The sequence below is a fragment of the Pseudacidovorax sp. NFM-22 genome (assembly GCF_021401245.1).
GTDB lineage: Bacteria > Pseudomonadota > Gammaproteobacteria > Burkholderiales > Burkholderiaceae_C > Xenophilus.
In genome coordinates this window covers 85,399-106,828 of the sequence record NZ_JACBFY010000008.1, presented here as the reverse complement: position 1 = coordinate 106,828, position 21,430 = coordinate 85,399, and the positions used below count along the sequence as shown (strand labels likewise).

Below are 21,430 nucleotides of genomic sequence, written 5' to 3'. Positions count from 1 at the left end.
GCGAAGCCCGCCGGCGCCTGCCCGCCCGCCATGGCCGCCGCGCCGCGCCTTCGACCCGCGCCATGATTGCTGCCCCCATTCCACCCGACGACACCGCCCGCGTGTGCGCCCTCCATGCCCTGCGGGTGCTGGACACGCCGCCCGAGGAACGCTTCGACCGCGTCACCCGCCTGGCGCGCCGCATGTTCCAGGTGCCCATCGCCCTGGTTTCGCTGGTCGATACCGACCGCCAGTGGTTCAAGTCCTGCCAGGGCCTCGACACGGCAGAGACGGCGCGCGAGACGTCCTTCTGCGGCCACGCCATCCTGCAGGACGGGATCCTGGAGGTGCCCGACCTCACCCTCGACGAGCGTTTCCACGACAACCCCTTCGTGGTGGATGACCCGCGCGTGCGCTTCTATGCCGGCGCACCCCTGACGGACCGGCAGGGCCTGCGTCTGGGCACGCTGTGCATCCTCGACCGCGAGCCACGCCACCTGACGGGAGAGGACCGCGCCCTGCTGCGCGACCTGGCCGACATGGTGCGCGAGGAGCTGATCGCCGCCCACGCGGCCACCACCGACCACCTCACCCAGCTCAGCAACCGGCGCGGCCTGGAACTGCTGGGCGGCCATGTGCTGAAGGTGTGCGAGCGGCTGGCCATGCCCGCGCGGCTGCTCTTTCTCGATCTGGACGGCTTCAAGCAGATCAACGATCGCTTCGGCCATGCCGAGGGCGACGCCGCGCTGCAGCGCTTTGCCGAGGCGCTGCGGCGGGTCTTCCGCGCGGCCGACGTGGGCGCGCGGCTGGGCGGCGACGAGTTCGTGGTGCTCATGAGCCATGCCGACGATGCGGCGGCCGAGGCGGCGCTCGCCCGGCTGCGGGCCGTCATCGACGACTGCAACGCGGGCCGCCCGCCGGCCATGGCCCTGCGCTACAGCGCGGGCCTGGCCCGTTGGTCGCCCCGGCAAGGCACCGACATCCACGACCTGCTCCAGGACGCGGACCGGGCCATGTACCGGCACAAGCAGCAGCGCCCGGCCCCGGGCGGCGGGCGCGCGCATTGAACGCCCGGGGCTGGCCGGCGGCGTGGTCGCGCAGGCGAACAGGCCCGTCATCAGCGCCCGCCACGTCACCACGCACGCGCCGCGTCACGCCTCGGCCCAAGTTGATGCCGTAGCGGCCGTCCCGGTTGGCGGCCGGGCCGCGGTGGCGGGCTTCAGAGCTTGGCCAGGTGCAGCGCCATGGCCGGGTCGCTCACGCTGGGCTTGCCGGTCTCCACGCGGCCGGCAAAGCGGCGCTCCATGCCGGCGGCGGCGACCGTGAAGTCATACCAACGGCCGCTGCCGTCCAGGTTCCAGTGCAGCATGCCGGTGGCGCCGGCGTCCACGGCCAGCGTCCACGGCCCGTCGTTGCGGTAGGCGTTGGACGTCACGGTGACGCTGCCGGCGGCCTTGCCGGCGTTGCGCACCTTGACGTAGACCTGCCCGCCCGCCGGCTCGTAGCAGACCTGCACTTCGGGCTTGAAGCCGGCCGCGTCCTGGGCGAGCGCATCGCCCTTGAAGGTGCGCACGAAGCCGTTGCTGCTGTAGACCCACAGCTCGTACTTGCCGCCATCGGAGGCTCCGGCGTCCCAGTAGTCCGACAGCTGCTTGCCCGCTTCCACGGTGTAGCGGCGCGGAATGCGGTCCAGGTGCAGCTTGTCGTAGACATGGAACACGGCCCCCTGGCTGCCCGTGTTGCTGAAGATCAGCTGCACCATGCCACGCGATTCCACGCGCGCGCTGGTGTGCAGCTCGTAGGGCAGTGCGCGCGAGGGGCGCGTGCCGGTCTCCTGGTAGAGCGGCTGCGGCGTGGCCGGCGCCGTGGTCACGGGCGAGGTGGGCAGCAGGCGCTGCGCGGCATTGATGGCCGCGTAGTTGCTCGTGTCGGGCAGCCTGGGCACCACCGGATCGTTGGGCGTGGCGAAGTCGAAGCACGAGGTCAGGTCGCCGCACACCGCGCGATGCCAGGGGCTGATGGCGTCCACGCTGATACGGAAGCGCTGCTCCAGGAAGCGGGCCACCGAGGTGTGGTCGAACACCTGCGAGTTGACCCAGCCGCCCTTGCTCCAGGGCGAGACCACGTACATCGGCACGCGCGAACTCAGGCCCCAGGGGCGGATCTTGCCGCTGGTGGTGTCCTCGGCCTTGAGGTAGCTGCCGACCGAGGCGTCGAAGTACTCACCGTCCAGCGACACGGTGGACTTGCCCATCAGGTTGCCGCTGGCGTCGTACGACGGCACCGCCGGCATGGCCGCATGGTCGAAGAAGCCGTCGTTCTCGTCGAAGGTGACGAACAGCACCGTCTTGCTCCACACGGCCGGATTGGCGGTGAGCGCGTCCAGCACGTCGGCGATGAAGTCGGCCGCACCGGCCACGCCCTCGCTGCTGCCCGGATGCTCGGCCAGCGCCTGCGTGGGCAGCACCCACGAGACCTGCGGCAGCGTGTTGTTGATGACGTCCTGCCTGAGCTGGGCCAGGAAGTTGGTGGCGCCATCGGCGGTGGCCGGGCCGCCGGTGAGGCCGTGCTCGTAGATGGGCGAGCCCGGCTGCGCGGTGCGGAAGCTCTGGAAGGCCAGGCAGCCGTGCATCGCCCCGGTCCAGTTGTTGTTCATGTTCTGGTAGATGTGCCAGCTGATGCCGGCCCTCTGCAGCACGTCGGGCAGCGTGTCCCACTTGAAGGCGGTGTTGACGTACTTGTAGTTGTAGGCGCCAGTGCCCGGATCGACCTGGCCGGAGCCGTCCGCCTGCTGCGCGCGGCCGGCGACCCAGTTCGAGGGGCTGGGCCAGCAGCGCGAGTTGACGGGCTCGGAGTCGGCATCGGTGCTGTTGATGCCCTTCTTGCGCAGCTCCGGATTGAAGTTGGAGCCCGACCAGAAAATGATCCGGTTGGGATCGGTGCCGGTGAGGATGGAGCAGTGGTAACCGTCGCACAGCGTGAAGGCATCGGCCAGCGCGAACTGGAAGGGGATGTCGTCGCGCAGGTAGTAGCCCATCGTGGCCTGGTTCTTGAACTGGATCCAGCGGTCCATCTTTCCCTGGTTCCAGGCTGCCTGCTGGTCGGGAAAGTTGTGCGGCGTGCCCGAGCCGATCAGCGCATTGGCAATGCGCGAGTCGCGGCGGAAGGGCGGGATGTCCGCGCCGCCGCTGGGGTTGGGTTGGTAGAACACCGGCTTGCCGGTGGACAGCGGCAGCGGGAAGCGGTCGCCGAAGCCGCGCACTCCACGCAGGGTGCCGAAGTAGTGGTCGAAGCTGCGGTTCTCCTGCATCAGGATGACGATGTGCTTGACGTCATCGATGGTGCCTTTGTCGACCGCGGCCTCGACGGCCAGGGCCTTGCGGATGGCGGGCGGCAGCACGCTCAGGGCCGAGGCTGCGCCGAGCGCACCGGCCGACTTGCGGAAGAAATCGCGACGGGAAGAGGGGTTCATGGGGTTCTTTCAACGCCAGGGACGACAGGGGATTCGGTGAAGAAGGCGGTGCGCCAGGGGCTCAGGGCGCGCACTTGAGCGCAGGCTCGGCGGCCGTGCCGCCGCCCGCGGCGGGCGGCGTGCCACTGCCGTTGCCATTGCCGGCCGGCGCGCCCTGCCCGGGCAGGAAGGCCAGGCCACCACCGCCGCTGCCACCGCCGCAGGCGCCGAGGGCCAGGCACAGGAGAAGGCCCGCCGCAGCGAGGCCGTATCGGGAAGATGCTGTCTTCATGGGGTTTCCTTTGGGATCGAAGGACACGAGGGGGAGAAGAAGGCACGCGCGCGCAGGGCGCGGCCAGGACCGATCCGCAGGGCCGGGCAGGCCCCACGGAATCGGGCAGACGAGGAAAGCGGAATGCGGCGGCAGGCCGGGGCGCGGACAGGCGCGCGTCAAGCGGCCAGCGCGGGATCAGGGCTCAGCCATAGCGGCTGCGCAGCCGGGCGGCGACGCGGTCGAGCACCAGCACCGTCAGGAAGATCGCGATCAGGATCGTCCCGACATGCGCATAGTTGTACATGTCGTAGCGGCCCTTGAGCTCCTGCCCGATGCCGCCCGCCCCCACCAGGCCCACCACGGTGGCCATGCGCACGTTGCGGTCCAGCACGTAGAGCGTGTAGGCGATGAAGCCCGGCATCACCTGCGGCAGCACGGCAAAGCGCATCACCGCCAGCGGGCCGGCACCGATGGCGCGCAGCGCCTCCTGCGGGCCCTTGTCGGCGGTCTCGATGTCCTCCGCGTAGAACTTGCCCAGGAAGCCGGCCGCATGCAGGGCCAGCGCCAGCACGCCGGCGATGGGACCGAAGCCGTAGGCCAGCACCAGGAAGAGCGCGCTCACCAGTTCGGGCACCGCCCGCAGCAGGCCGACCACCGTCCGCGCCGCGGCATAGACCAGCCGGTGCGGCGCGTAGTTGCGGGCGCTGCACCAGGCCAGCGGCGCGCTCAGCACGACGGCGATCAGCGTGGCCCAGGCGGCGATCTCGAAGGTCTCCAGCATCTTGGCCGCCACATGCCACAGGTAGCCCAGCGGCTCGACCAGCACCTCCTGGCGCACCACGCGGTCCTCCATGGCGAGGGTCTGCGGATTGAGCCGCGGCTCGTGCATCTCCACCGTCTCGATGTGGGAGAGCCAGGGCAGCCGCTGGCGGTCGAAGCCCTCGATGCGGGTAACTTCGGTGCGCTCGGAAATCTGCGGCGGAAAGAGCGACCGGGCGATCGTGCCCAGCCCGTTCAGCACCTGCGACTGCTCGCGCAGGCCGACGGCCGCCAGCACGCCTTCGCCCGTGAGCGAGAGCATGCGGCCCAGCTCGACGCGCTGCCCGGCCCAGAGTCCGCCGGCCAGCACCAGCGCCAGGACCAGCAGCGTGCGCAGGCCGAAGGGCCGCGGCAAGGCCCATTGCGCCGCGGGGCGCACGGGCGCCTGCGCGCCGGTCGCGAAGGATGCGGGGACCGTCATGGCGCAAGCTCCAGAAGACCGGCCGGCAGCGCCGACGGCGGCATCGGCGCCGCGATGGGCAAGGGGCGGCGTCCGGCCGGAGACGCGGCCTGGGCCGGCGTCTCGGCGCTGCGCCCGTAGACCGCCTCGAAGGCGTCCTGCCCGAAGGCCTGCGGCGCGCCATCGAACACGACGCGGCCACGGCGCAGCGCCACGATGCGGTCGGCGAACTCCCGCGCCAGGTCGAGCTGGTGCAGGCTGCACAGCACGGTGGCGCCGCGCTCGCGCGCCTGGCGGCGCAGCAGGTCGAGCACGTCGTGGCTGGTCTGCGGGTCCAGGCTGGCGACGGGCTCGTCGGCCAGCACCAGCGGCGGATCGAGCATGAAGGCGCGCGCGATGCCCACGCGCTGCTGCTGCCCGCCGGAAAGCTCGCCCACCCGGCGCAGCAGATGTTCCTCGCCTAGGCCGACGGCCTCGATCAGCGCACAGGCCTTGCGCCGGGCCGCCTCCGTGAACAGGCCCGGCAGCACGCGCCAGAGCGGCATGGCCGGCAGCGCGCCGCACAGCACGTTCTGCGCCACCGTGGCCCGCGCCACCAGGTTGAACTGCTGGTGGATCATGCCGATGCGCGGGCGCAGGCGGGCCAGGTTGCGCGGCGCCACCGGCGTGCCCTGCACGCGCACCGCGCCCGCGGTGGGCCGGGCCAGGCCGTTGACCGTGCGCAGCAGCGTGGACTTGCCCGCTCCCGAAGCCCCCAGCACCACGCAGAACTGGCCCGCGGGCACGTCGAGCGAGACACCGTCCAGCGCCTGGGTGCCGTCGGCATGGCGCAGGGCGACCGAGTCGAAGCACAGCATGGGCAGGCCTCCGGTATGGGGGATCGGGATGCGGGCGCCGGCGCTCAACGCTCGGCCGCCTTGGCGAGGATGCGGCCCTTGAGGTCGTCCGTCAGCAGGCCCAGCTTCTCGGCCGCGACGTTGAACTCGTCTTCCGAGAAGCGGGTGTCGTAGCCGTCGATGCGCGCGCCGCCGTAGCCGCGGATCATCTCGGGCGTCACGCCCGGCGCCTTGTTGACGGTCTGGAAGGCCTCCTTCAGGCGGGCCTTCATCGCCTCGGGCAGGCGGGCGTTGAGCGCCAGCGGCGGATAGGGAATGGCCATGCTGCGCGCGACGACCTTGATGGTCTTCGGATCGACCGCGCCCTGCTTGACCGCCTTCTCGTACGAATCGAAGGAGAGCGAGGCCACGTCCACCTGGCCCTGGACCAGCGCCGCCAGGCTGCTGGCATGGCTGCCCGTCATGCGGATGGCGGCCAGGTCGCGCGCCGGATCGATGCCTGCGTCCAGGAGCATCGCGACCTGGAAGGTGAAGCTGGAGGCCGAATTGACGTCGCCGAAGGCCACGCGCCGGCCCTTGACGTCGGCGATGGTGGCGATGGGCGCATCGGCCTTGGCGAACATGCCGGCGTAGTAGACCGAGGCTCCCTTCTCCACGCCCACGGCCAGCAGCTGCGCGCAGCCGCGCTTGTGGGCCTGCACGTACGACACCGGCCCGAAGAAGGCGATGTCGGCCAGCTGGTTGCACATGCCCTCCACCACGGCACCGTAGGACTGGCCCACCTTGAGGTCGAAGTTCAGGCCGGTGGCCCGGCTCACGGCGTTGAAGACTGGCGCGTAGTCGGCCTTGGTGCCCGATTCGGTGCCGCCATCGGCGGGAATCAGCAGCACGCGCAGCGGATGCTCGCGCGAGCCGTCGGCGACGGTCTGCGCGACCGAAGGCAGTGCCAGCATGGCGGTGAGCGAGACGGCGGCGGCCGCGAGGGCCAGGAGCTTCTTCATGATGGATTCCTTCGTTGCTGAGGCGGGGACGAGGGCCGGTGCCGCTCGGATGCCGGTGAGCTTAGGAAGCCAAGATGACAGGCAAATGAAATAAGCTCATTTTATTCAATACGATCTACTGAGCTTTACTCAATAGAATCCCGCCCCACGCCGGCGCCCTGCCCGCCGGCCGCCTGCCCCGTCGATTCATGAACACCTTCGCTTCCCTCGCCCGCCCGTCGCCGCTGCCCCTGCAGAAGACGGGCGCTTCCGTCCGCGACGCGCTGGCACGGGCCGACCACCTGCTGCTGGACCTCGACGGCACGCTGGTGCGGCAGAACGAAACCATCGACGGCGCCGCCGAGCTGCTCGCGCGCTTCGAGGGCCGCTTCGCCATCGTCTCCAACAACTCCACGCACACGGCCCAGGGCCTGTCGCTGCGCCTGCGGCGGCTGGGCCTGCGGGTGCCGCCTGCGCGCATCGTGCTGGCTGGCGAAGGCGCCGTGGACCTGCTGGCACGGCAGCAGCCCGGCGCGCGCGTGATGGTGGTGGGCAGCGCGGCCCTGCAGCGGCTCGCGGCGGGCCGGGGCTTGCGGCCCGTGGCCACAGGAGCCGACGTGGTGCTGCTGGCGCTGGACCTGCGCTTCAGCCACGCCCGGCTGTCGGCCGTGGTGCACGAGCTGCGCGGCGGCGCCCGCCTGCTGGTGGCCAATGTCGACACCAGCCATCCGGGTCCGCAGGGCCGCCTGGTGCCGGAGACGGGCGCCCTGTTGGCCGCCGTGGTGGCCGCCAGCGGCGTGCGGCCCTGGCGCGTGGTGGGCAAGCCCGAGCCGCTTCTCTTCGAGCAGGGGCTGCGCTGCCTGGGCGCCGACCCGGCCCGCACGCTGGTGGTGGGTGACAACCCGGCCACCGACGCTGCCGGTGCGGCCCGGATGGGCCTGGCCTGCCTGCTGGTGGGCGATGCGCCCGGCGCCCACGCCGCCTCCGTGGCGCAGCTGGCGGCCCTGCCGGCGGCGCCGGTACGGCTCAGTAGCGCTTGATCGACAGCACGTCGAAGGTCTGGCGCAGGGTGCGCACGGCGGTGTCGTAGTCCGACAGCGCCAGGCACGCGATCAGCACGTCGATGATGGCCAGCTGCGCGAGCCGGCTGGTCATGGCCTCGGTGCGGAAATGGGTCTCGCGCGCCATGGTGAACAGCACCACGTCGGCGAATGCTTGCAGGGGCGACTTGCCGAAGTTGGTGATGCACACGGTGGAGGCGCCCGCCTCCTTGGCCAGCCGCGTGGCCGTCACCGTCTCGTGCGTGCTGCCCGAATGCGAGATGGTCAGCACCGCCACACGTTCATCGGTGAGCGAGGCACAGATCGCCTGCACATGCGAATCGACCACCACCTTGGCATTCAGGCCGATGCGCAGCATGCGGTAGTGCGCATCCTCGGCGATGGTGGCCGAGCTGCCGATGCCGTAGATCTCGATGCGCTCGGCCTCGCGCAGCAGCTTGACCGCGCGCTCCAGCGCCGCCGCGTCGAGCGAGGCCTGCGTGTCGTGCAGGGTCTGGATGTTGCTCTGGAAGATCTTGCGGATCACGGCCGCCGACGTGTCCTGCGGGTCGAGGTCCTCATGGATGAACTGCACCGGTCGCACGATCTCCTGCGCCAGGGCGATCTTGACCTGCTGGAAGCCGGTGGCGCCCAGGTTCTTGCACAGGCCCACCACGCTGCCTTCGCTGGAGCCGGTTCGCTCGGCCACCTCGCTCACCGACATGTGCACCACCTCGCGGGGATGGTTGGCGATGAAGCTGGCGATGCGCTGGCCCACCGGCCCGAGCGAGGACCACAGCGTCTCGATGCGCGCGAGCACCGCCAGGGCCTGCCCGCCCGCTGCGGCCGGCCGGGGCGCAGGCGCAGGGGTCTTGGCATGGGACGGTCGGGCGGGGCTGCTGCGCTTCATGGGGCGCGAGCTTACCCGGCGGACATGGCGCTCCCGGCCACAGGGCCCCCACCCGCGCCTTCATGAGGCCGACTTGAAAGCCCGCCAAGCTGCCGGCCATGTCGCCTTCCCAGCCGTTCGCCGTCCTCGCCACGCAGACGCCCCCGCCCTACCGCCGCTATGCCTGGCTGATCGTCGAACGCCTGGACGAGGAGGACGTGCCACTGTGCGAATCGCTGGGCACCTTCCCGACCCTGATGTCGGCGCTCCATGCGGGCCAGCAGGCGCTGCATCAGATGCAGTCCGAGACCCGCTGAGCCCCGCGCCGCGCCCAGGAAAAAAAGCGGCCGGGGCGCCAACCCCGGCCGCTTTTCGCGGGGCCTGCCGACGGTCAGCGCGCGGCCGACTGGTCGGGCAACGGCGGCGTCTCGGCCTGCTGACCGCGGGTGCGGTAGAGCGAGTACAGCACGCCACCCGCGATCAGTCCGAAGGTCACGGCCAGCGAGATCACCGGCGGGAACTTGCCGATGAAGTTCACCAGGAAGATCTTGGTGCCGATGAACACCAGCACCAGGGCCAGCGCGTACTTGAGGTAATGGAAGCGATGGATCATCGCGGCCAGCGCGAAGTACAGCGCGCGCAGGCCCAGGATGGCGAAGATGTTGCTGGTGTAGACGATGAACGGATCGGTGGTGATGGCGAAGATGGCCGGCACCGAGTCCACGGCGAACACCAGGTCCACGATCTCGATCAGCACCAGGGCCAGCAGCAGCGGCGTCGCGAAGCGGGCCACGCGGCCGGTCTTGGGGTCGACCTCCTTCACCGTGAAGGCGTTGCCGCGCAGGCCTTCGGTCACCCGCATGCGGCCACGCAGGAAGCGCAGCACCGGGTTGTTGGCGATGTCGGGCTCGGCATCGGCCATGCGCCACATCTTGATGCCGGTGAACACCAGGAAGGCACCGAAGAAGTACAGCACCCAGCTGAAGTTGGTGATCAGGGCCGCGCCTGCGCCAATGAGCAGCGCGCGCAGCACGATCACGCCCAGGATGCCCCAGAACAGCACCCGGTGCTGGTACTGCCGCGGGATGGCGAAGAAGCTGAAGATCAGCGCGATGACGAACACGTTGTCCATCGACAGCGACTTCTCGATCATGAAGCCGGTGAGGTATTCCATGCCGCTCTGCGCACCCAGGCTCCCCCAGACCCAGCCGCCGAAGAGCAGGGCCACGCTGATGTAGCCGCCCGAGAGCAGCAGGCTTTCGCGCACGCCGATCTCGCGGTCGCCCTTGTGCAGCACGCCCAGGTCGAGCGCCAGCAGGGTGACCACGATGGCCATGAAGGCCAGCCAGAGGCCGGCCGGCCGGCCGAGGAAGTCGGCCGCAAGGAAGGAGAGCAGGGTTTCCATGGTGTCGGGGGTGTTGGAGTGAAACTGGCGGCGATGATGCCCAGCCATCCGCTCAAGAAAAACCAGCCAGAGATGGAACAACCCTTCGGTTTTTACGAAACTTCAAGGCATGGCGTCCTACGACTTCAACTACCGGCACCTGCACTACTTCTGGACCGTGGCGCGCGAGGGCGGCTTCTCCAAGGCGGCCGCGCGGCTGGGCGTGGCGGTGCAGACAGTGAGCGCCCAGGTGCGCGAACTGGAGAAGTCGCTGGGTCACCAGCTGCTCAAGCCCGAGGGCCGCAGCGTCGCGCTGACCGAGGCCGGCATGGCCGCGCTGCAGCGGGCCGAGGAGATCTTCCAGCTCGGCCAGGAGCTGCCCGAGCTGGTCCGCCAGGCCGCCACCGAGCCGGCGGTGCGCCTGGCCGTCGGACTGTCGGACGGCATCTCCAAGCTCGCCGCGCATGCGATGGTGGAGCCGGTGTTGCACACCCCGGCCCTGCGCCTGGTCTGCCATGAGGGGGAACTGGAGCAACTGCTGGGCGAGCTGGCCATGCACCACCTCGACATGGTTCTGGCCGGCCAGCCGGCGCCCTCCAGGCCGGCCCTGCGGCTGAGCAGCCATCGCATTGCCGAGGCACCCGTCGACTGGTGGGGGCCGGCGGCGCTGGTGCGTGCGGCCGCCATGCGCCAGTTTCCCCAGAGCCTGGCCGACCTGCCCGTGCTGCTGCCGACCGCGCATTCGGCCCTGCGCCCGCAACTGGAGCGCTGGTTCGACCGGCATGGCCTGCGCCCGCGCGTGGCGGGCGAGTTCGAGGATTCCGCGCTGCTGGCGGTGTTCGCGGCCCGTGGGCTGGGGGTGTTTCCGGTCAGCCGGCTCGGGGCCGGCGACCTGGGGCTGATGCGCGGGCTGCGGCTGCTGGGCCGCAGCGACGACCTGCAGGAGGAGATCCACCTGATCCGGTCGCGGCGGGGCCAGCATCATCCGCTGGTGCAGCAGATCGAAGCCCACGCCCGCGCACGCTGAGAACGCACGCCAGCAACGCGAAGGGTGACCGGAACGGGCGAAGGCGGGAAGAAGTCAGCAGGCGAGCGCCGCGCTCAGTACCTGCGCCAGCACCAGCTGGTTGCCATCGGGATCGCGCAGGAAGGCGATGCGCACGGCATCCGCATCCTGGCGCCGGGTCGGGCGCAGGCCTGCGAAGTCCATCTGCTCCAGCTGCTGATCCAGGTCGTCGACCACCATCGTGACCGACGCACCCGCCGCGCCCCGCGTCTGTCGCATCAGCCGAAGGCAGCAACCCCCTTCGAAGCGCCATTCGGCGACTTCGGCATCGCGGCGCACGGGCGCGCTGCCGATGAGCAGCGCATACCACGCGATGGATTGGTCCAGGTCCTTCACGGCCACGCCGGCCAGCATGTTGGTGATGCGCATGGGTGTCTCTGCAGTTTGCGCGCTCAATATGCGACCGAGCCGGGCGGGGGATGGAGAGACGTCGGCGTAGGACGACGTAGGATCGCAGCCCGCCTTATTGCGCCGACCCGGGCCCGGCCGGGTTGCGGCCGACGGGCGCCCTCAGGCCCGCCGCACGAAGACCAGCAGCAGGTTGTTGGCAGGCATGTCCACCCGCTCCTTCGCGTCGAGCCCGGCCTCGGCCGCCTTTGCCGTGACCTCGGCCAGCGTCCGCAGCCCCCAGGCGGGATTGCGGCGGCGCAGGTCGGCGTCGAAGGCCGCGTTGCTGGGGGCCAGGGGCTCGCCTTCGACCACATAGGGGCCATAGAGCACCAGCAGCCCGCCCGGCCGCAGCGCCCGGCCCGCGCCCCGCATCAAGCCTTCTGTGCAGTCCCAGGGTGAGATGTGGACCATGTTGGCGCAGTACACGGCGTCCAGGCTGGCCGGGGCGACGGGCCAGGCCTCGCGCACATCCAGCGCCACCGGCGCCAGCACCTGGGGCAGATCGGCCGTGCGCGCCGCGATGGCGGGCAGCATGGCGGCGTCGGGCTCGGTGGGCAGCCAGGTCCATTCGGGCAGCGCCGCCGCAAAGTGCGCCGCATGCTGGCCGGTGCCGGCCGCCACCTCCAGCATGTGGCCGCGCACCGGCAGCAGGCGCAGCAACTCGGCCAGGATCGGCCCCTTGTTGCGCTCGGCCGCCGGGCTGGTGATCAGGCCCGGCACCGCGTCGCCCTCGCCTGGCTGCGCGTGCGCCTCACACGCGCTCGAAGATGGCGGCGATGCCCTGGCCGCCGCCGATGCACATGGTCACCAGCGCATAGCGGCCCTGCACCCGGTGCAGCTCGGCCAGCGCCTTGACGGTGATGATGGCGCCGGTCGCGCCCACGGGATGGCCCAGCGAGATGCCCGAGCCATTGGGGTTGACCTTGGCCGGGTCGAAGTCCAGCTCCTTCATCACGGCGCAGGCCTGGGCGGCGAAGGCCTCGTTGGACTCGATGACGTCCAGGTCGCTCACCTTCAGGCCGGTGCGCGCCAGCACCTTGCGCGTGGCCGGCACCGGGCCGATGCCCATGTACGCGGGCTCCACGCCCGCATGGGCATAACCCACCAGGCGCGCCAACGGCTTGAGCCCCAGCGCCTTGACGCGTTCGCCTTCGGCCAGCACCACGGCACCAGCGCCGTCGTTGATGCCCGACGCGTTGCCGGCGGTGACCGTGCCGCCCTCCTTCTTGAAGGCGGGCTTCATGCCGGCCAGCACTTCGACGGTGGTGGACGCCTTGACGTGCTCGTCGGTGTCGAAGACGACCACGCCCTTGCGGGTCTTGATCTCGACCGGGACGATCTGCTCCTTGAAGCGGCCCGCGGCGATGGCGGCGGCGGCGCGGCGGTGGCTCTCGGCGGCCAGGGCGTCCTGCTGCTCGCGCGTGATGCCGTGGCGCTCGGCCACGTTCTCGGCCGTGATGCCCATGTGGATCTTCTGCCAGGGGTCGTGCAGGATGCCCAGCATGTAGTCGACCAGTTGCACGTCGCCCATGCGGGCGCCGTAGCGGGCGGCCGTGTCGAAGTACGGGCCGCGGCTCATCGACTCGGAGCCGGCACCGATGGCGATGTCGCAGTCGCCCAGGGCGATGGCCTGCGCCGCCGACACGATGGCCTGCAGGCCCGAGCCGCACAGCCGGTTCACGTTGAAGGCCGGCGTCTCGATGGGGCAGCCCGCGTCGATGGCGGCCACGCGGCTGAGGTAGGCGTCCTTGGTGTCGGTGGGAATCACGTTGCCCATCACCACATGGCCGATGGCGTCGGGCGCCACGCCGCTGCGGGTCAGGGCGGCCTTGACGGCGGTAGTGGCGAGCTGGGTGTTGGGCACGTCCTTGAGGGCGCCGCCGAAGGTGCCGATGGCCGTGCGGGCGGTGCCGACGACGTAGATGTCGCGTGGGGTCATGGTGAAGTCCTCGTCGTGAAAGTCGAAAGCGGGCGGCGGATCAGCGGCCCTGGAAGGCGGGCTTGCGCCGGGCGAAGAAGGCGTCGACGCCTTCGCGGAAATCGGCGGTGGCGGCACAGGCCTGGAAGGCGGCCTCCTCGGCCGCCAACTGTGCCGGAAGATCGCGCTCCACGCTGCCACGCAGGAGACGCCGCAGTTGGCCCAGCGCCCGGGTCGGGCCGGCCGCCAGCCGCTGCGCCAGCGCCAGGGCCTCGGCCGGCAGGGCGTCGGGTTCGACCACGCGGTTGATCAGGCCCATGCGCTCGGCCGCCTCGGCGTCGAGCATGTCGCCCAGCATCGCGATCTCCAGCGCGCGGCGCAGGCCCACCCAGCGGGGCAGCGCCCAGGAGGCGCCGACGTCGCAGCTGGCGCCGATGTTGACGTAGGCCAGGTTGAAGCGGGTGCCCTTGGCGGCGAGCACGAAGTCGGCCTGCAGCATCAGGCTCAGGCCCGCACCGGCCGCCACGCCGTGCACCTGGGCGATGACGGGCAGGTCGAGCGTGGCGAGCAGTTGCAGGGCCTCGTGCAGCGGACCGATCAGCGCGGCAGCGCCGCCCTGCGGATCGGCCGACAGCACCGCCAGGTCGCCGCCCGCCATGAAGCCCTTGCCCTCGCCGCACAGCAGCAGGGCCCGCACGCCCGGATCGGCGGCCAGCCCCTGGACAGCCGCCAGGAAGGCCTGGGCCATGGGCACGTCGATGGCGTTGAGCGCCTGCGGCCGGTTGAATCGCAGGATGGCCACCGCGCCTTCGCGCGAGGTCAGCAGGGGGGATGCGTCGTCGCTCATGCTCGTTTGTCTCCGATGAAGGACGCCCGCTGCCGGCGATGGACGGGCGGGCCGCCGGATTCTAGGGACGGCCTCCTGCGGCGCGCGCCCCGGCACCGCGGCGCCGCGCCGGTCGCCGATGCCGGGCACGCGTCACCCATGCCGGCGCGCGGCGGGCGCGCCGCACAATGCGCGCACTTCCACTTCCCCGAAGAGCCACCGCCCATGCTCACCCGTCGTTTCTTCTCCTTCGCAGCCACCGCCCTGGTCGCCGGCCTCACGCTGATCTCGACCGCCCACGCCGGCCCGCGCCTGGACCGCGTGCTGGACACCAAGGTGCTGCGCGTCGGCACGCCGGGCGACTACCGGCCCTTCGCCATCAAGACCGGCGACGGCTACTCGGGCCATGACATCGACCTGGTCGAGCGCATGGCGAAGGAGCTGGGCGTTCGCATCGAATGGGTGCCCACCACCTGGCCCAACCTGCTCAAGGACATGCAGGCCGACAAGTACGACCTGGCCGTGGGCGGCATCACGCGCAACGTGACGCGCCTGCGCGTGGTGGCGATGCTCCCGGGCTATGCGCCCTTCGGCAAGGTGGCACTGGTGCGCGCGGCCGACAAGGCCAGGTTCACCACGCTCGAATCGCTCAACCAGCCCGGCGTGCGCGTCATCAAGAACCCCGGCGGCACCAACGAGGCCTTCGTGCTGGAGAACCTCAAGGCCGCCGAGGTCAGCACCCACGAGAAGAACGCCGAGATCCCCGCGCTGATCGCCGAGGGCAAGGGCGACGTGATGATCACCGAGACCTATGAGGCGCTGGTCTACGCCAAGGCCGACCCGCGCCTGCATGCCGCCTTCATCGACACGCCGCTAACCCCGCCGAGCAAGCTGGGCTTCATGCTGCCGGCCGACGACACCGACTACCTGCGCGTGATGAACTTCGTCTGGGACCAGCTGGAGACGCGTGGCGCGCTGCGGCAAGCCGCGGATAAATGGCTGAAGTGAGCGCGGCCTGTCGCGAACAATCGGACGTCCTTCCGCATGCACCAGCCATCGGGTGACCCCGGGCAAATGAACCCGGCCGCACGCGCGGTCATCGCCTGGGGTGGCGACGTCAATCTTGGCCGGCGCCAGCATGCCCGTGCGGCTGCCCTGCCCTCGCCCGTGCTGGACGTCCCCGTCCTGCGCGAGGCGGACCTCACCATCGTCAACCTCGAATGCGTGGTGTCGCCGCTGGGCACGCCGGCCCTCGACAAAGGCGAGAAGGGCCCCTACCACTTTCGCGCACGGCCCGACATGCTGCGTGTGCTGACCGAAGCGGGCGTGAACGTTGTGGTGACGGCCAACAATCACAGCGGCGACTACGGGCCCGCCGCGATGCTCGATCAACATCGCTGGCTGGCCGCCGCAGGCATCGGCCAAGTCGGCTCGGGCCTGGACGATGTTCAGGCCTTCCGGCCGCTCTGGTGCGACGCAGGGCCGTTCCTGATCGCCCTGTTCGCCGTGGACACCACCCAGGCCAGCAGCGCCGCCGGCCCCGGTCGACCGGGCCACGCCTACCTGCGGACAGCCGATCTGGATGGGCTGCGCAAGCACCTGGCCGGGCCGATCCGATTCGCCCGGCGCTTCGCCAGCGCGGTGCTGGTGGCCGTGCATGCCGGCCGCAATTTCGCCGCCGAACCGGATGCCCATTCGCGCGCTTTCTGTCGCACGCTGATCGACCTCGGTGCCGACGCAGTGCTCGGTGCCTCCGCCCATGTGGTCCAGGGCGTGGAGATTCACAAAGGCCGGCCGATCCTGCATGACGCGGGCGACCTGCTGTTCGACGCCGTTCAGCGCCAGGACCATCGGGGCGGCGTGTTCTCGCTGACGTTGGGACCCGGCGGCATCGAACGGGTGGGCTTCACGCCCTTGCGGGTGGATTTCGGCCACTCGCGGCAGGATGAAGGCGCGCACGCCGAGTCGACCGTGGCGTGCTTCATGGCACGCAGCGAGGCCCTCGGCAGCCACTTCACCCGCAATGCCGACGGCACGGCCTTTCTGGCGCTTTCGCCTCAGGGCGCCCCCTGGCCGGTGCGCAATTTGCCCCAGCTAAGGGCGGCGCAGGTGCCTGCACCCGAATGGCTGGCCGACGAGGTGCCGGCCGACGCCCGTCTGCCTGCGCCCTGCGACTTCGGCCCGCTGCGGTTGCTGGGCCTGCGCATCGGCCCGCCGCGCCTCGATGGCCGCGCGCTGCTGCGGGTCACGTCCTTCTGGCGACTGGCGGCGCACCCGCTGGCGCAGGACTGGCGGCTAGAGATCCGCGCCGTGTGCCAGGACGGCGCGCAGCCGCCGCTGGCCTGGGGCGGCGACTCCGACCACGACCCCTGCGACTGGATGCATCCCACCTCACTGTGGCGACCGGGACTGGTCTACCGCGACGAGGTGCTGCTGCGCCCGCCTCCCAAGGACCGGCTGCGCAGCGGCGTCCTGGATGTGCTGGTGCGCGTGATCGGCCCGGACCAGCGGCATGCCTGGGTGCGGATGCCGCAGCGCATCGTGCTCGACTTGCCCGCCACGCGCGGCGCCGCCTGATCCGCGACCGGGCACGGCGGCCCGGGCACTTCGGCCTGGCGTCCGCGAACGGCTCAGACAGGGGCCGCCTGCAACGCCGCCTCCACCGCCAACGCGGCCGCCGCCAGCCGCGCATCGTCGCCGCGCACCGAGGCCAGCATCAGCCCCACCGGCAGTTCGCCCGGCGCCTGGCAGGGCAGGCTGAAGGCGCAGCCGTCGAGGAAGTTGATGGCGAAGGTGTTGCGCAGCAGCAGGCCATTCGCCTTGAAGAAGGCCTCGTCGCTGGCCAGCAGTTCGTCGATGGGCGGCGCGGTGATCGGCACGGTGGGGCAGACGAGCGCGTCGAAACCCTGCAAGGCCGCCTCCATGCGCGCGATCCAGCCCCGGCGGCCGTCCTGCATGGCGATGTAGTCGGCCGCCCCCACCGACATGCCCAGGTCGATGCGGGCCGCCACGCGGGGGTCGTACTCGGCACGCCGGGCGCCGATGCGATGGCGGTGCACCGCCGCGGCCTCCACCGGCGAGAAGCCACCGGGCGCGTTGATGCGGGCGATCTCGGTCAATTCCTCCAGCGGCAATTCGGTCACCAGCGCCCCCGCAGCCGAAAGGCACGACAGCGCGCGGTCGAAGGCGCGGGCCACGGCAGGCTCGACGCCGTCGAACATGAGCGAGGTCGGCACGGCTAGGCGCAAGCCCGCCACGCCGTCGCGCCGACGCACCACGAGCGGCGTGTCGGCGATGGCAGCGTCCAAGGCCAGGCAATCCTCGACCGTGCGCGCCATGGCGCAGACGGTGTCCAGCGAGCGGGCCAGCTCGAAGGCCCCGTCGCGCGGCGTGCGCGACTGCGTGCTCTTGAAGCCCACCAGCCCGCAGAGCGCGGCCGGGATGCGGATGGAGCCGCCCGTGTCCGAACCCAGCGCGCCCACCGACAGCCCCAGCGCCACCGACACCGCGGCGCCGCTGGAGGAGCCGCCGGGAATGCGCGCCACCTGCGCATCCGCCGGATTGCGCGGCGTGCCGTAGTGCGGATTGATGCCCACGCCGGAGAAGGCGAACTCGGTCATGTTGGTCTTGCCGACGATGGCGGCGCCCTGAAGCCGCAGCCGTGCCACGGCCGCTGCATCCCGGTTGGCTGGCGACTCGCCCTGGCAGGCCACCGAGCCGGCCAGCGTGACCTCCCCGGCCACGTCGTACAGGTCCTTGATCGACACCGGCAGCCCCCCCAGCGGGGGCATCGTCACGCCCGCGGCCTGCATGGCATCGGCATGGTGCGCGGCCGCCCGCGCGGCGTCGGGATAGAGGCGGGTGAAGACGTGGCCAGCGGCCGGCGCCGAGGCGCCTTCGAGTACCTGCTCGACCAGTGACAGGTGCGTCAGGGCGCCACCAGCGATGCGCCGGCGCAGTTCGGAAATGGGAGGAAGCGCGGAGGTCATGCGGGCGTTTCTAGCACGCCCCGGCGGCGGGCCGCGCGCCCGCAAGAATGCTCAGTCGTCGCGGCCGACCGGACGGGCGCTGACGTCGCTCACGTCGGCGTTGAAGCCGCGACGGCCGGCAGGCACCAGCTCGCCACGAGCCCGCGCGGCCATCTCGTCGGCCGCGGTGCGCTCGGGCTTGCGGGCCTCGGCCGCGGCGCGGAAGCGCTCGAAGCCGGCGCGCGGATCGAAGCGGCTGCCGAACACCGCCGCCCCCAGGGGCGACACCGGTTTGCCCGTCAGCCGCGCCCACAGGCTCCGAACCATCAGCACGGCCGCCAGCAGCAGGGCTGCGACGGCGAGGCTCGCCGCAAAGACGAGGCCGATGAGCACGAGGACGATTCGGATCAGGAAGTTCATCATGAAAGCTTAGGCGAAGGCGGAAACCTGCGGTTCCCGCATCGATACGAATTGAAAAGAAGCAGCAGGAGACGCGCGTGCGCTCAGGGCGCAGATGCACGAAGGCCTGCGCCTTCAAAGGGCGCAGGCCTCCTGTGGGCGCCAGGCGCTGCGATCAGGCAGCCGCCTCGGCGCTTTCGCCCGCCTTGGCGAAGTGGAAGGCGCCCGGCTCGCGGATCGGGTCCACGGTCACGCGCACTTCGTCCTTCGGCCCGAAGCGGCCTTCCAGCAGCAGCTTCGACAGCGGGTTCTCGATGCGCTGCTGGATCGCCCGCTTGAGCGGCCGCGCGCCAAACACCGGGTCGAAGCCCACCTTGGCCACTTCGGCCAGCGCGGCCGGCGCCACGTCCAGGCCGATCTCCAGCTTGGCCAGCCGTGCCTTGAGCACCTCCAGCTGGATGGCGGCGATGGCCTCGATGTTCTTCGCGTCCAGACCGTGGAACACCACCGTCTCGTCGATCCGGTTCAGGAACTCGGGGCGGAAGTGATTGCGCAGCTCGTCCCACACGGCGTCCTTCACCTCCTGCTGGTCGCGTCCCGCCATCGCTTGGATGATGGGCGAGCCGATGTTGCTGGTCATGACGATCACCGTGTTCTTGAAGTCCACGGTGCGGCCCTGGCCATCGGTCAGGCGGCCGTCGTCCAGCACCTGCAGCAGGATGTTGAACACGTCCGGATGGGCCTTCTCCATCTCGTCGAGCAGCACCACGCTGTAGGGCTTGCGGCGCACGGCCTCGGTGAGGTAGCCGCCTTCGTCGTAGCCCACGTAGCCGGGCGGCGCGCCGATCAGCCGGCTCACCGAATGCTTCTCCATGAACTCGCTCATGTCGATGCGGATGAGGTGGTCCTCGCTGTCGAAGAGGAAGCCCGCCAGCGCCTTGCACAGCTCGGTCTTGCCCACGCCCGTGGGGCCCAGGAAGAGGAAGGAGCCGGTCGGCCGGTTCGGGTCCGACAGGCCCGAGCGCGAGCGCCGGATGGCATTGGCCACCGCGGTGATGGCCTCGTCCTGGCCCACCACGCGCTCGTGCAGCTTGTCTTCCATGCGCAGCAGCTTCTCGCGCTCGCCCTGCATCATCTTGGACACCGGGATGCCGGTGGAACGCGAGACGACTTCAGCGATTTCTTCAGCGCCCACCTCGGTGCGCAGCAGGCGGTTGCCGCTGCCCTTGCCGTCGGCGCCGGCTTCCTTGGCCTGCGCTTCCTTGAGGCGCTTCTCCAGCTCGGGCAGGCGGCCGTACTGGATCTCCGCGACCTTGTTGAAGTCACCCTTGCGGGTCGATTCCTCGATCTGGAAGCGCAGCTTGTCGATCTCTTCCTTGATCTGGGCCGAGCCCTGGGCGGCGGCCTTCTCGGACTTCCAGATTTCCTCCAGGTCGGAATACTCCTTCTGCACCTTGGCCACTTCCTGGTCGAGCAGTTCGAGGCGGCGCATGGAAGCCTCGTCGGTCTCCTTCTTCATGGCCTCGCGCTCGATCTTGAGCTGGATCAGGCGCCGGTCCAGCCGGTCCATCTGCTCGGGCTTGGAGTCGATCTCGATCTTGATCTTGGCCGCGGCCTCGTCGATCAGGTCGATGGCCTTGTCGGGCAGGAAGCGGTCGGTGATGTAGCGGTTGGACAGCTCGGCCGCCGCGACGATGGCCGCGTCGGTGATCTCCACGCCGTGGTGCACCTCGTACTTCTCCTGCAGGCCGCGCAGGATGGCGATGGTGTCCTCCACGCTGGGCTCGCCCACCAGGATCTTCTGGAAGCGGCGCTCCAGCGCGGCGTCCTTCTCGATGTACTTGCGGTATTCGTCCAGCGTGGTGGCACCGATGCAGTGCAGCTCGCCGCGCGCGAGGGCGGGCTTGAGCATGTTGCCGGCGTCCATGGCGCCCTCGGCCTTGCCGGCGCCCACCATGGTGTGGATCTCGTCGATGAAGACGATGACCTGGCCTTCTTCCTTGGCCAGCTCGTTGAGCACGTTCTTGAGCCGTTCCTCGAACTCGCCGCGGAACTTGGCACCGGCCAGCAGTGCCGCCAGGTCGAGCGACAGGACGCGCTTGCCCTTGAGCGAGTCCGGCACCTCGCCGGCCACGATGCGCTGGGCCAGGCCTTCGACGATGGCCGTCTTGCCGACGCCGGGCTCGCCGATCAGCACGGGGTTGTTCTTGCTGCGGCGCTGCAGCACCTGGATGGCGCGGCGGATTTCCTCGTCGCGGCCGATCACCGGGTCGAGCTTGCCGATGCGGGCGCGCTCGGTGAGGTCCAGCGTGTACTTCTTGAGGGCCTCGCGCTGGCCCTCGGCATCGGCGCTGTTGACCGACTGGCCGCCGCGCACGGCGTCGATGGCCGCTTCGAGCGACTTGCGCGTCAGGCCGTTCTGGCGGGCGATGTCGCCCACGCTGCCCTTGGCGTCGGCCACGGCCAGCAGGTAGAGCTCGCTGGCGATGAACTGGTCGCCGCGCTTGATGGATTCCTTCTCGGTGGCCTGCAGCAGGCGGCCGAGTTCGGGGCCGACCTGCACGCCGTCGCCGCCCTGCACCTGCGGCAGGTTCTTGACGGCCTGCTCGGCCGCCTGGCTCAGGCCCGGCACGTTGACGCCGGCGCGCTCCAGCAGCGGGCGCGGGCCGTCGCTCTGGCGCAGCATGGCCAGCAGCAGGTGGGCGGGTTCGATGTAGGCGTTGTCATTGCCCAGGGCGAGCGATTGGGCGTCGACCAGGGCTTCCTGGAACTTGGTGGTGAGTTTGTCTTGGCGCATGGTGGTGAAAAACC

The 21,430-nt window shown here is 70.6% G+C and carries 20 protein-coding genes; 6 read left to right on the top strand and 14 right to left on the bottom strand.

Features of this window, described 5'->3' with window-relative positions:
* Positions 1 to 62 precede the first annotated feature (62 nt).
* A complete protein-coding gene (locus L0984_RS24945; RefSeq protein WP_234197038.1) occupies positions 63 to 1,046 on the top strand; it encodes a GGDEF domain-containing protein in 984 nt (327 codons plus the stop codon).
* Between the two features lie 152 nt (positions 1,047 to 1,198).
* Here the strand turns inward: L0984_RS24945 and L0984_RS24940 are convergent, their stop codons facing one another.
* From L0984_RS24940 to L0984_RS24920, 5 genes are all read right to left on the bottom strand, one after another.
* A complete protein-coding gene (locus tag L0984_RS24940) occupies positions 1,199 to 3,451 on the bottom strand; it encodes a phosphocholine-specific phospholipase C (RefSeq protein ID WP_234197037.1) in 2,253 nt (750 codons plus the stop codon).
* A gap of 61 nt (positions 3,452 to 3,512) precedes the next feature.
* Positions 3,513 to 3,722, bottom strand: a complete 210-nt coding sequence (locus L0984_RS24935) for a hypothetical protein (protein ID WP_234197036.1) — start codon at positions 3,720 to 3,722, stop codon at positions 3,513 to 3,515.
* A gap of 184 nt (positions 3,723 to 3,906) precedes the next feature.
* Complete coding sequence (gene phnE, locus L0984_RS24930; protein ID WP_234197035.1) at positions 3,907 to 4,944, bottom strand: phosphonate ABC transporter, permease protein PhnE; 1,038 nt, start codon at positions 4,942 to 4,944, stop codon at positions 3,907 to 3,909.
* Positions 4,941 to 5,780: a phosphonate ABC transporter ATP-binding protein gene (locus L0984_RS24925; RefSeq protein WP_234197034.1), complete on the bottom strand. Its 840-nt coding sequence runs from the start codon at positions 5,778 to 5,780 to the stop codon at positions 4,941 to 4,943. Before L0984_RS24925 ends, phnE begins: the two co-directional genes overlap by 4 nt.
* 44 nt (positions 5,781 to 5,824) lie before the next feature.
* On the bottom strand, positions 5,825 to 6,760 hold the full coding sequence (locus L0984_RS24920; protein WP_234197033.1) for a phosphate/phosphite/phosphonate ABC transporter substrate-binding protein: 936 nt from the start codon (positions 6,758 to 6,760) through the stop codon (positions 5,825 to 5,827).
* A gap of 188 nt (positions 6,761 to 6,948) precedes the next feature.
* Here L0984_RS24920 and L0984_RS24915 point away from each other — a divergent pair, with 188 nt between their 5' ends.
* On the top strand, positions 6,949 to 7,779 hold the full coding sequence (locus L0984_RS24915; RefSeq protein ID WP_234197032.1) for an HAD-IIA family hydrolase: 831 nt from the start codon (positions 6,949 to 6,951) through the stop codon (positions 7,777 to 7,779).
* Here the strand turns inward: L0984_RS24915 and L0984_RS24910 are convergent.
* Positions 7,766 to 8,689 carry a MurR/RpiR family transcriptional regulator gene (locus L0984_RS24910; RefSeq protein WP_234197031.1) on the bottom strand — a complete coding sequence of 308 codons (924 nt, stop codon included), beginning with the start codon at positions 8,687 to 8,689 and terminating at the stop codon, positions 7,766 to 7,768. The genes L0984_RS24915 and L0984_RS24910 overlap by 14 nt on opposite strands.
* 98 nt (positions 8,690 to 8,787) lie before the next feature.
* Between L0984_RS24910 and L0984_RS24905 the strand changes: the two genes are divergently transcribed.
* Positions 8,788 to 8,985, top strand: coding sequence for a hypothetical protein (locus tag L0984_RS24905; protein ID WP_017762369.1), 198 nt, complete (start codon positions 8,788 to 8,790; stop codon positions 8,983 to 8,985).
* A gap of 74 nt (positions 8,986 to 9,059) precedes the next feature.
* Here the strand turns inward: L0984_RS24905 and L0984_RS24900 are convergent, their stop codons facing one another.
* Positions 9,060 to 10,073 carry a TerC family protein gene (locus tag L0984_RS24900; protein WP_234197030.1) on the bottom strand — a complete coding sequence of 338 codons (1,014 nt, stop codon included), beginning with the start codon at positions 10,071 to 10,073 and terminating at the stop codon, positions 9,060 to 9,062.
* A gap of 109 nt (positions 10,074 to 10,182) precedes the next feature.
* Between L0984_RS24900 and L0984_RS24895 the strand changes: the two genes are divergently transcribed.
* On the top strand, positions 10,183 to 11,079 hold the full coding sequence (locus tag L0984_RS24895; protein WP_017762371.1) for a LysR family transcriptional regulator: 897 nt from the start codon (positions 10,183 to 10,185) through the stop codon (positions 11,077 to 11,079).
* A 54-nt stretch (positions 11,080 to 11,133) separates the two neighbouring features.
* On the opposite strand, the gene L0984_RS24890 is transcribed toward L0984_RS24895, so the two are convergent.
* The 4 genes from L0984_RS24890 to L0984_RS24875 form a co-directional block, all read right to left on the bottom strand.
* Positions 11,134 to 11,487 (bottom strand): VOC family protein, encoded by a 354-nt coding sequence (locus L0984_RS24890; RefSeq protein WP_234197029.1) that lies wholly within the window; start codon positions 11,485 to 11,487, stop codon positions 11,134 to 11,136.
* A 141-nt stretch (positions 11,488 to 11,628) separates the two neighbouring features.
* On the bottom strand, positions 11,629 to 12,228 hold the full coding sequence (locus L0984_RS24885; RefSeq protein ID WP_234197028.1) for a DUF938 domain-containing protein: 600 nt from the start codon (positions 12,226 to 12,228) through the stop codon (positions 11,629 to 11,631).
* Positions 12,229 to 12,259: 31 nt separating this feature from the next.
* On the bottom strand, positions 12,260 to 13,447 hold the full coding sequence (locus L0984_RS24880; protein WP_234197027.1) for an acetyl-CoA C-acyltransferase family protein: 1,188 nt from the start codon (positions 13,445 to 13,447) through the stop codon (positions 12,260 to 12,262).
* Between the two features lie 40 nt (positions 13,448 to 13,487).
* On the bottom strand, positions 13,488 to 14,273 hold the full coding sequence (locus L0984_RS24875) for an enoyl-CoA hydratase/isomerase family protein (RefSeq protein ID WP_234197026.1): 786 nt from the start codon (positions 14,271 to 14,273) through the stop codon (positions 13,488 to 13,490).
* Positions 14,274 to 14,477: 204 nt separating this feature from the next.
* Between L0984_RS24875 and L0984_RS24870 the strand changes: the two genes are divergently transcribed.
* Both L0984_RS24870 and L0984_RS24865 read left to right on the top strand, forming a co-directional pair.
* Positions 14,478 to 15,260 carry a transporter substrate-binding domain-containing protein gene (locus L0984_RS24870; protein WP_234197025.1) on the top strand — a complete coding sequence of 261 codons (783 nt, stop codon included), beginning with the start codon at positions 14,478 to 14,480 and terminating at the stop codon, positions 15,258 to 15,260.
* Between the two features lie 66 nt (positions 15,261 to 15,326).
* On the top strand, positions 15,327 to 16,829 hold the full coding sequence (locus L0984_RS24865) for a CapA family protein (RefSeq protein WP_234197024.1): 1,503 nt from the start codon (positions 15,327 to 15,329) through the stop codon (positions 16,827 to 16,829).
* A gap of 53 nt (positions 16,830 to 16,882) precedes the next feature.
* On the opposite strand, the gene L0984_RS24860 is transcribed toward L0984_RS24865, so the two are convergent.
* From L0984_RS24860 to clpB, 3 genes are all read right to left on the bottom strand, one after another.
* Positions 16,883 to 18,241: an amidase gene (locus L0984_RS24860; RefSeq protein ID WP_234197023.1), complete on the bottom strand. Its 1,359-nt coding sequence runs from the start codon at positions 18,239 to 18,241 to the stop codon at positions 16,883 to 16,885.
* Positions 18,242 to 18,292: 51 nt separating this feature from the next.
* On the bottom strand, positions 18,293 to 18,640 hold the full coding sequence (locus L0984_RS24855; protein WP_234197022.1) for a hypothetical protein: 348 nt from the start codon (positions 18,638 to 18,640) through the stop codon (positions 18,293 to 18,295).
* 154 nt (positions 18,641 to 18,794) lie between these two features.
* Positions 18,795 to 21,416: an ATP-dependent chaperone ClpB gene (gene clpB, locus L0984_RS24850; protein ID WP_234197021.1), complete on the bottom strand. Its 2,622-nt coding sequence runs from the start codon at positions 21,414 to 21,416 to the stop codon at positions 18,795 to 18,797.
* Positions 21,417 to 21,430: the final 14 nt, after the last annotated feature.

Coding starts and splice junctions, on each gene's coding strand:
- phnE (WP_234197035.1), bottom strand. CDS start 4,944: ATGACGGTCCCCGCATCCTTCGCGACCGGCGCGCAGGCGCCCGTGCGC.
- L0984_RS24890 (WP_234197029.1), bottom strand. CDS start 11,487: ATGCGCATCACCAACATGCTGGCCGGCGTGGCCGTGAAGGACCTGGAC.
- L0984_RS24875 (WP_234197026.1), bottom strand. CDS start 14,273: ATGAGCGACGACGCATCCCCCCTGCTGACCTCGCGCGAAGGCGCGGTG.
- L0984_RS24880 (WP_234197027.1), bottom strand. CDS start 13,447: ATGACCCCACGCGACATCTACGTCGTCGGCACCGCCCGCACGGCCATC.
- L0984_RS24870 (WP_234197025.1), top strand. CDS start 14,478: ATGCTCACCCGTCGTTTCTTCTCCTTCGCAGCCACCGCCCTGGTCGCC.
- L0984_RS24905 (WP_017762369.1), top strand. CDS start 8,788: ATGTCGCCTTCCCAGCCGTTCGCCGTCCTCGCCACGCAGACGCCCCCG.
- L0984_RS24860 (WP_234197023.1), bottom strand. CDS start 18,241: ATGACCTCCGCGCTTCCTCCCATTTCCGAACTGCGCCGGCGCATCGCT.
- clpB (WP_234197021.1), bottom strand. CDS start 21,416: ATGCGCCAAGACAAACTCACCACCAAGTTCCAGGAAGCCCTGGTCGAC.
- L0984_RS24945 (WP_234197038.1), top strand. CDS start 63: ATGATTGCTGCCCCCATTCCACCCGACGACACCGCCCGCGTGTGCGCC.
- L0984_RS24915 (WP_234197032.1), top strand. CDS start 6,949: ATGAACACCTTCGCTTCCCTCGCCCGCCCGTCGCCGCTGCCCCTGCAG.
- L0984_RS24895 (WP_017762371.1), top strand. CDS start 10,183: ATGGCGTCCTACGACTTCAACTACCGGCACCTGCACTACTTCTGGACC.
- L0984_RS24940 (WP_234197037.1), bottom strand. CDS start 3,451: ATGAACCCCTCTTCCCGTCGCGATTTCTTCCGCAAGTCGGCCGGTGCG.
- L0984_RS24900 (WP_234197030.1), bottom strand. CDS start 10,073: ATGGAAACCCTGCTCTCCTTCCTTGCGGCCGACTTCCTCGGCCGGCCG.
- L0984_RS24865 (WP_234197024.1), top strand. CDS start 15,327: ATGAACCCGGCCGCACGCGCGGTCATCGCCTGGGGTGGCGACGTCAAT.
- L0984_RS24935 (WP_234197036.1), bottom strand. CDS start 3,722: ATGAAGACAGCATCTTCCCGATACGGCCTCGCTGCGGCGGGCCTTCTC.
- L0984_RS24920 (WP_234197033.1), bottom strand. CDS start 6,760: ATGAAGAAGCTCCTGGCCCTCGCGGCCGCCGCCGTCTCGCTCACCGCC.
- L0984_RS24925 (WP_234197034.1), bottom strand. CDS start 5,780: ATGCTGTGCTTCGACTCGGTCGCCCTGCGCCATGCCGACGGCACCCAG.
- L0984_RS24910 (WP_234197031.1), bottom strand. CDS start 8,689: ATGAAGCGCAGCAGCCCCGCCCGACCGTCCCATGCCAAGACCCCTGCG.
- L0984_RS24855 (WP_234197022.1), bottom strand. CDS start 18,640: ATGAACTTCCTGATCCGAATCGTCCTCGTGCTCATCGGCCTCGTCTTT.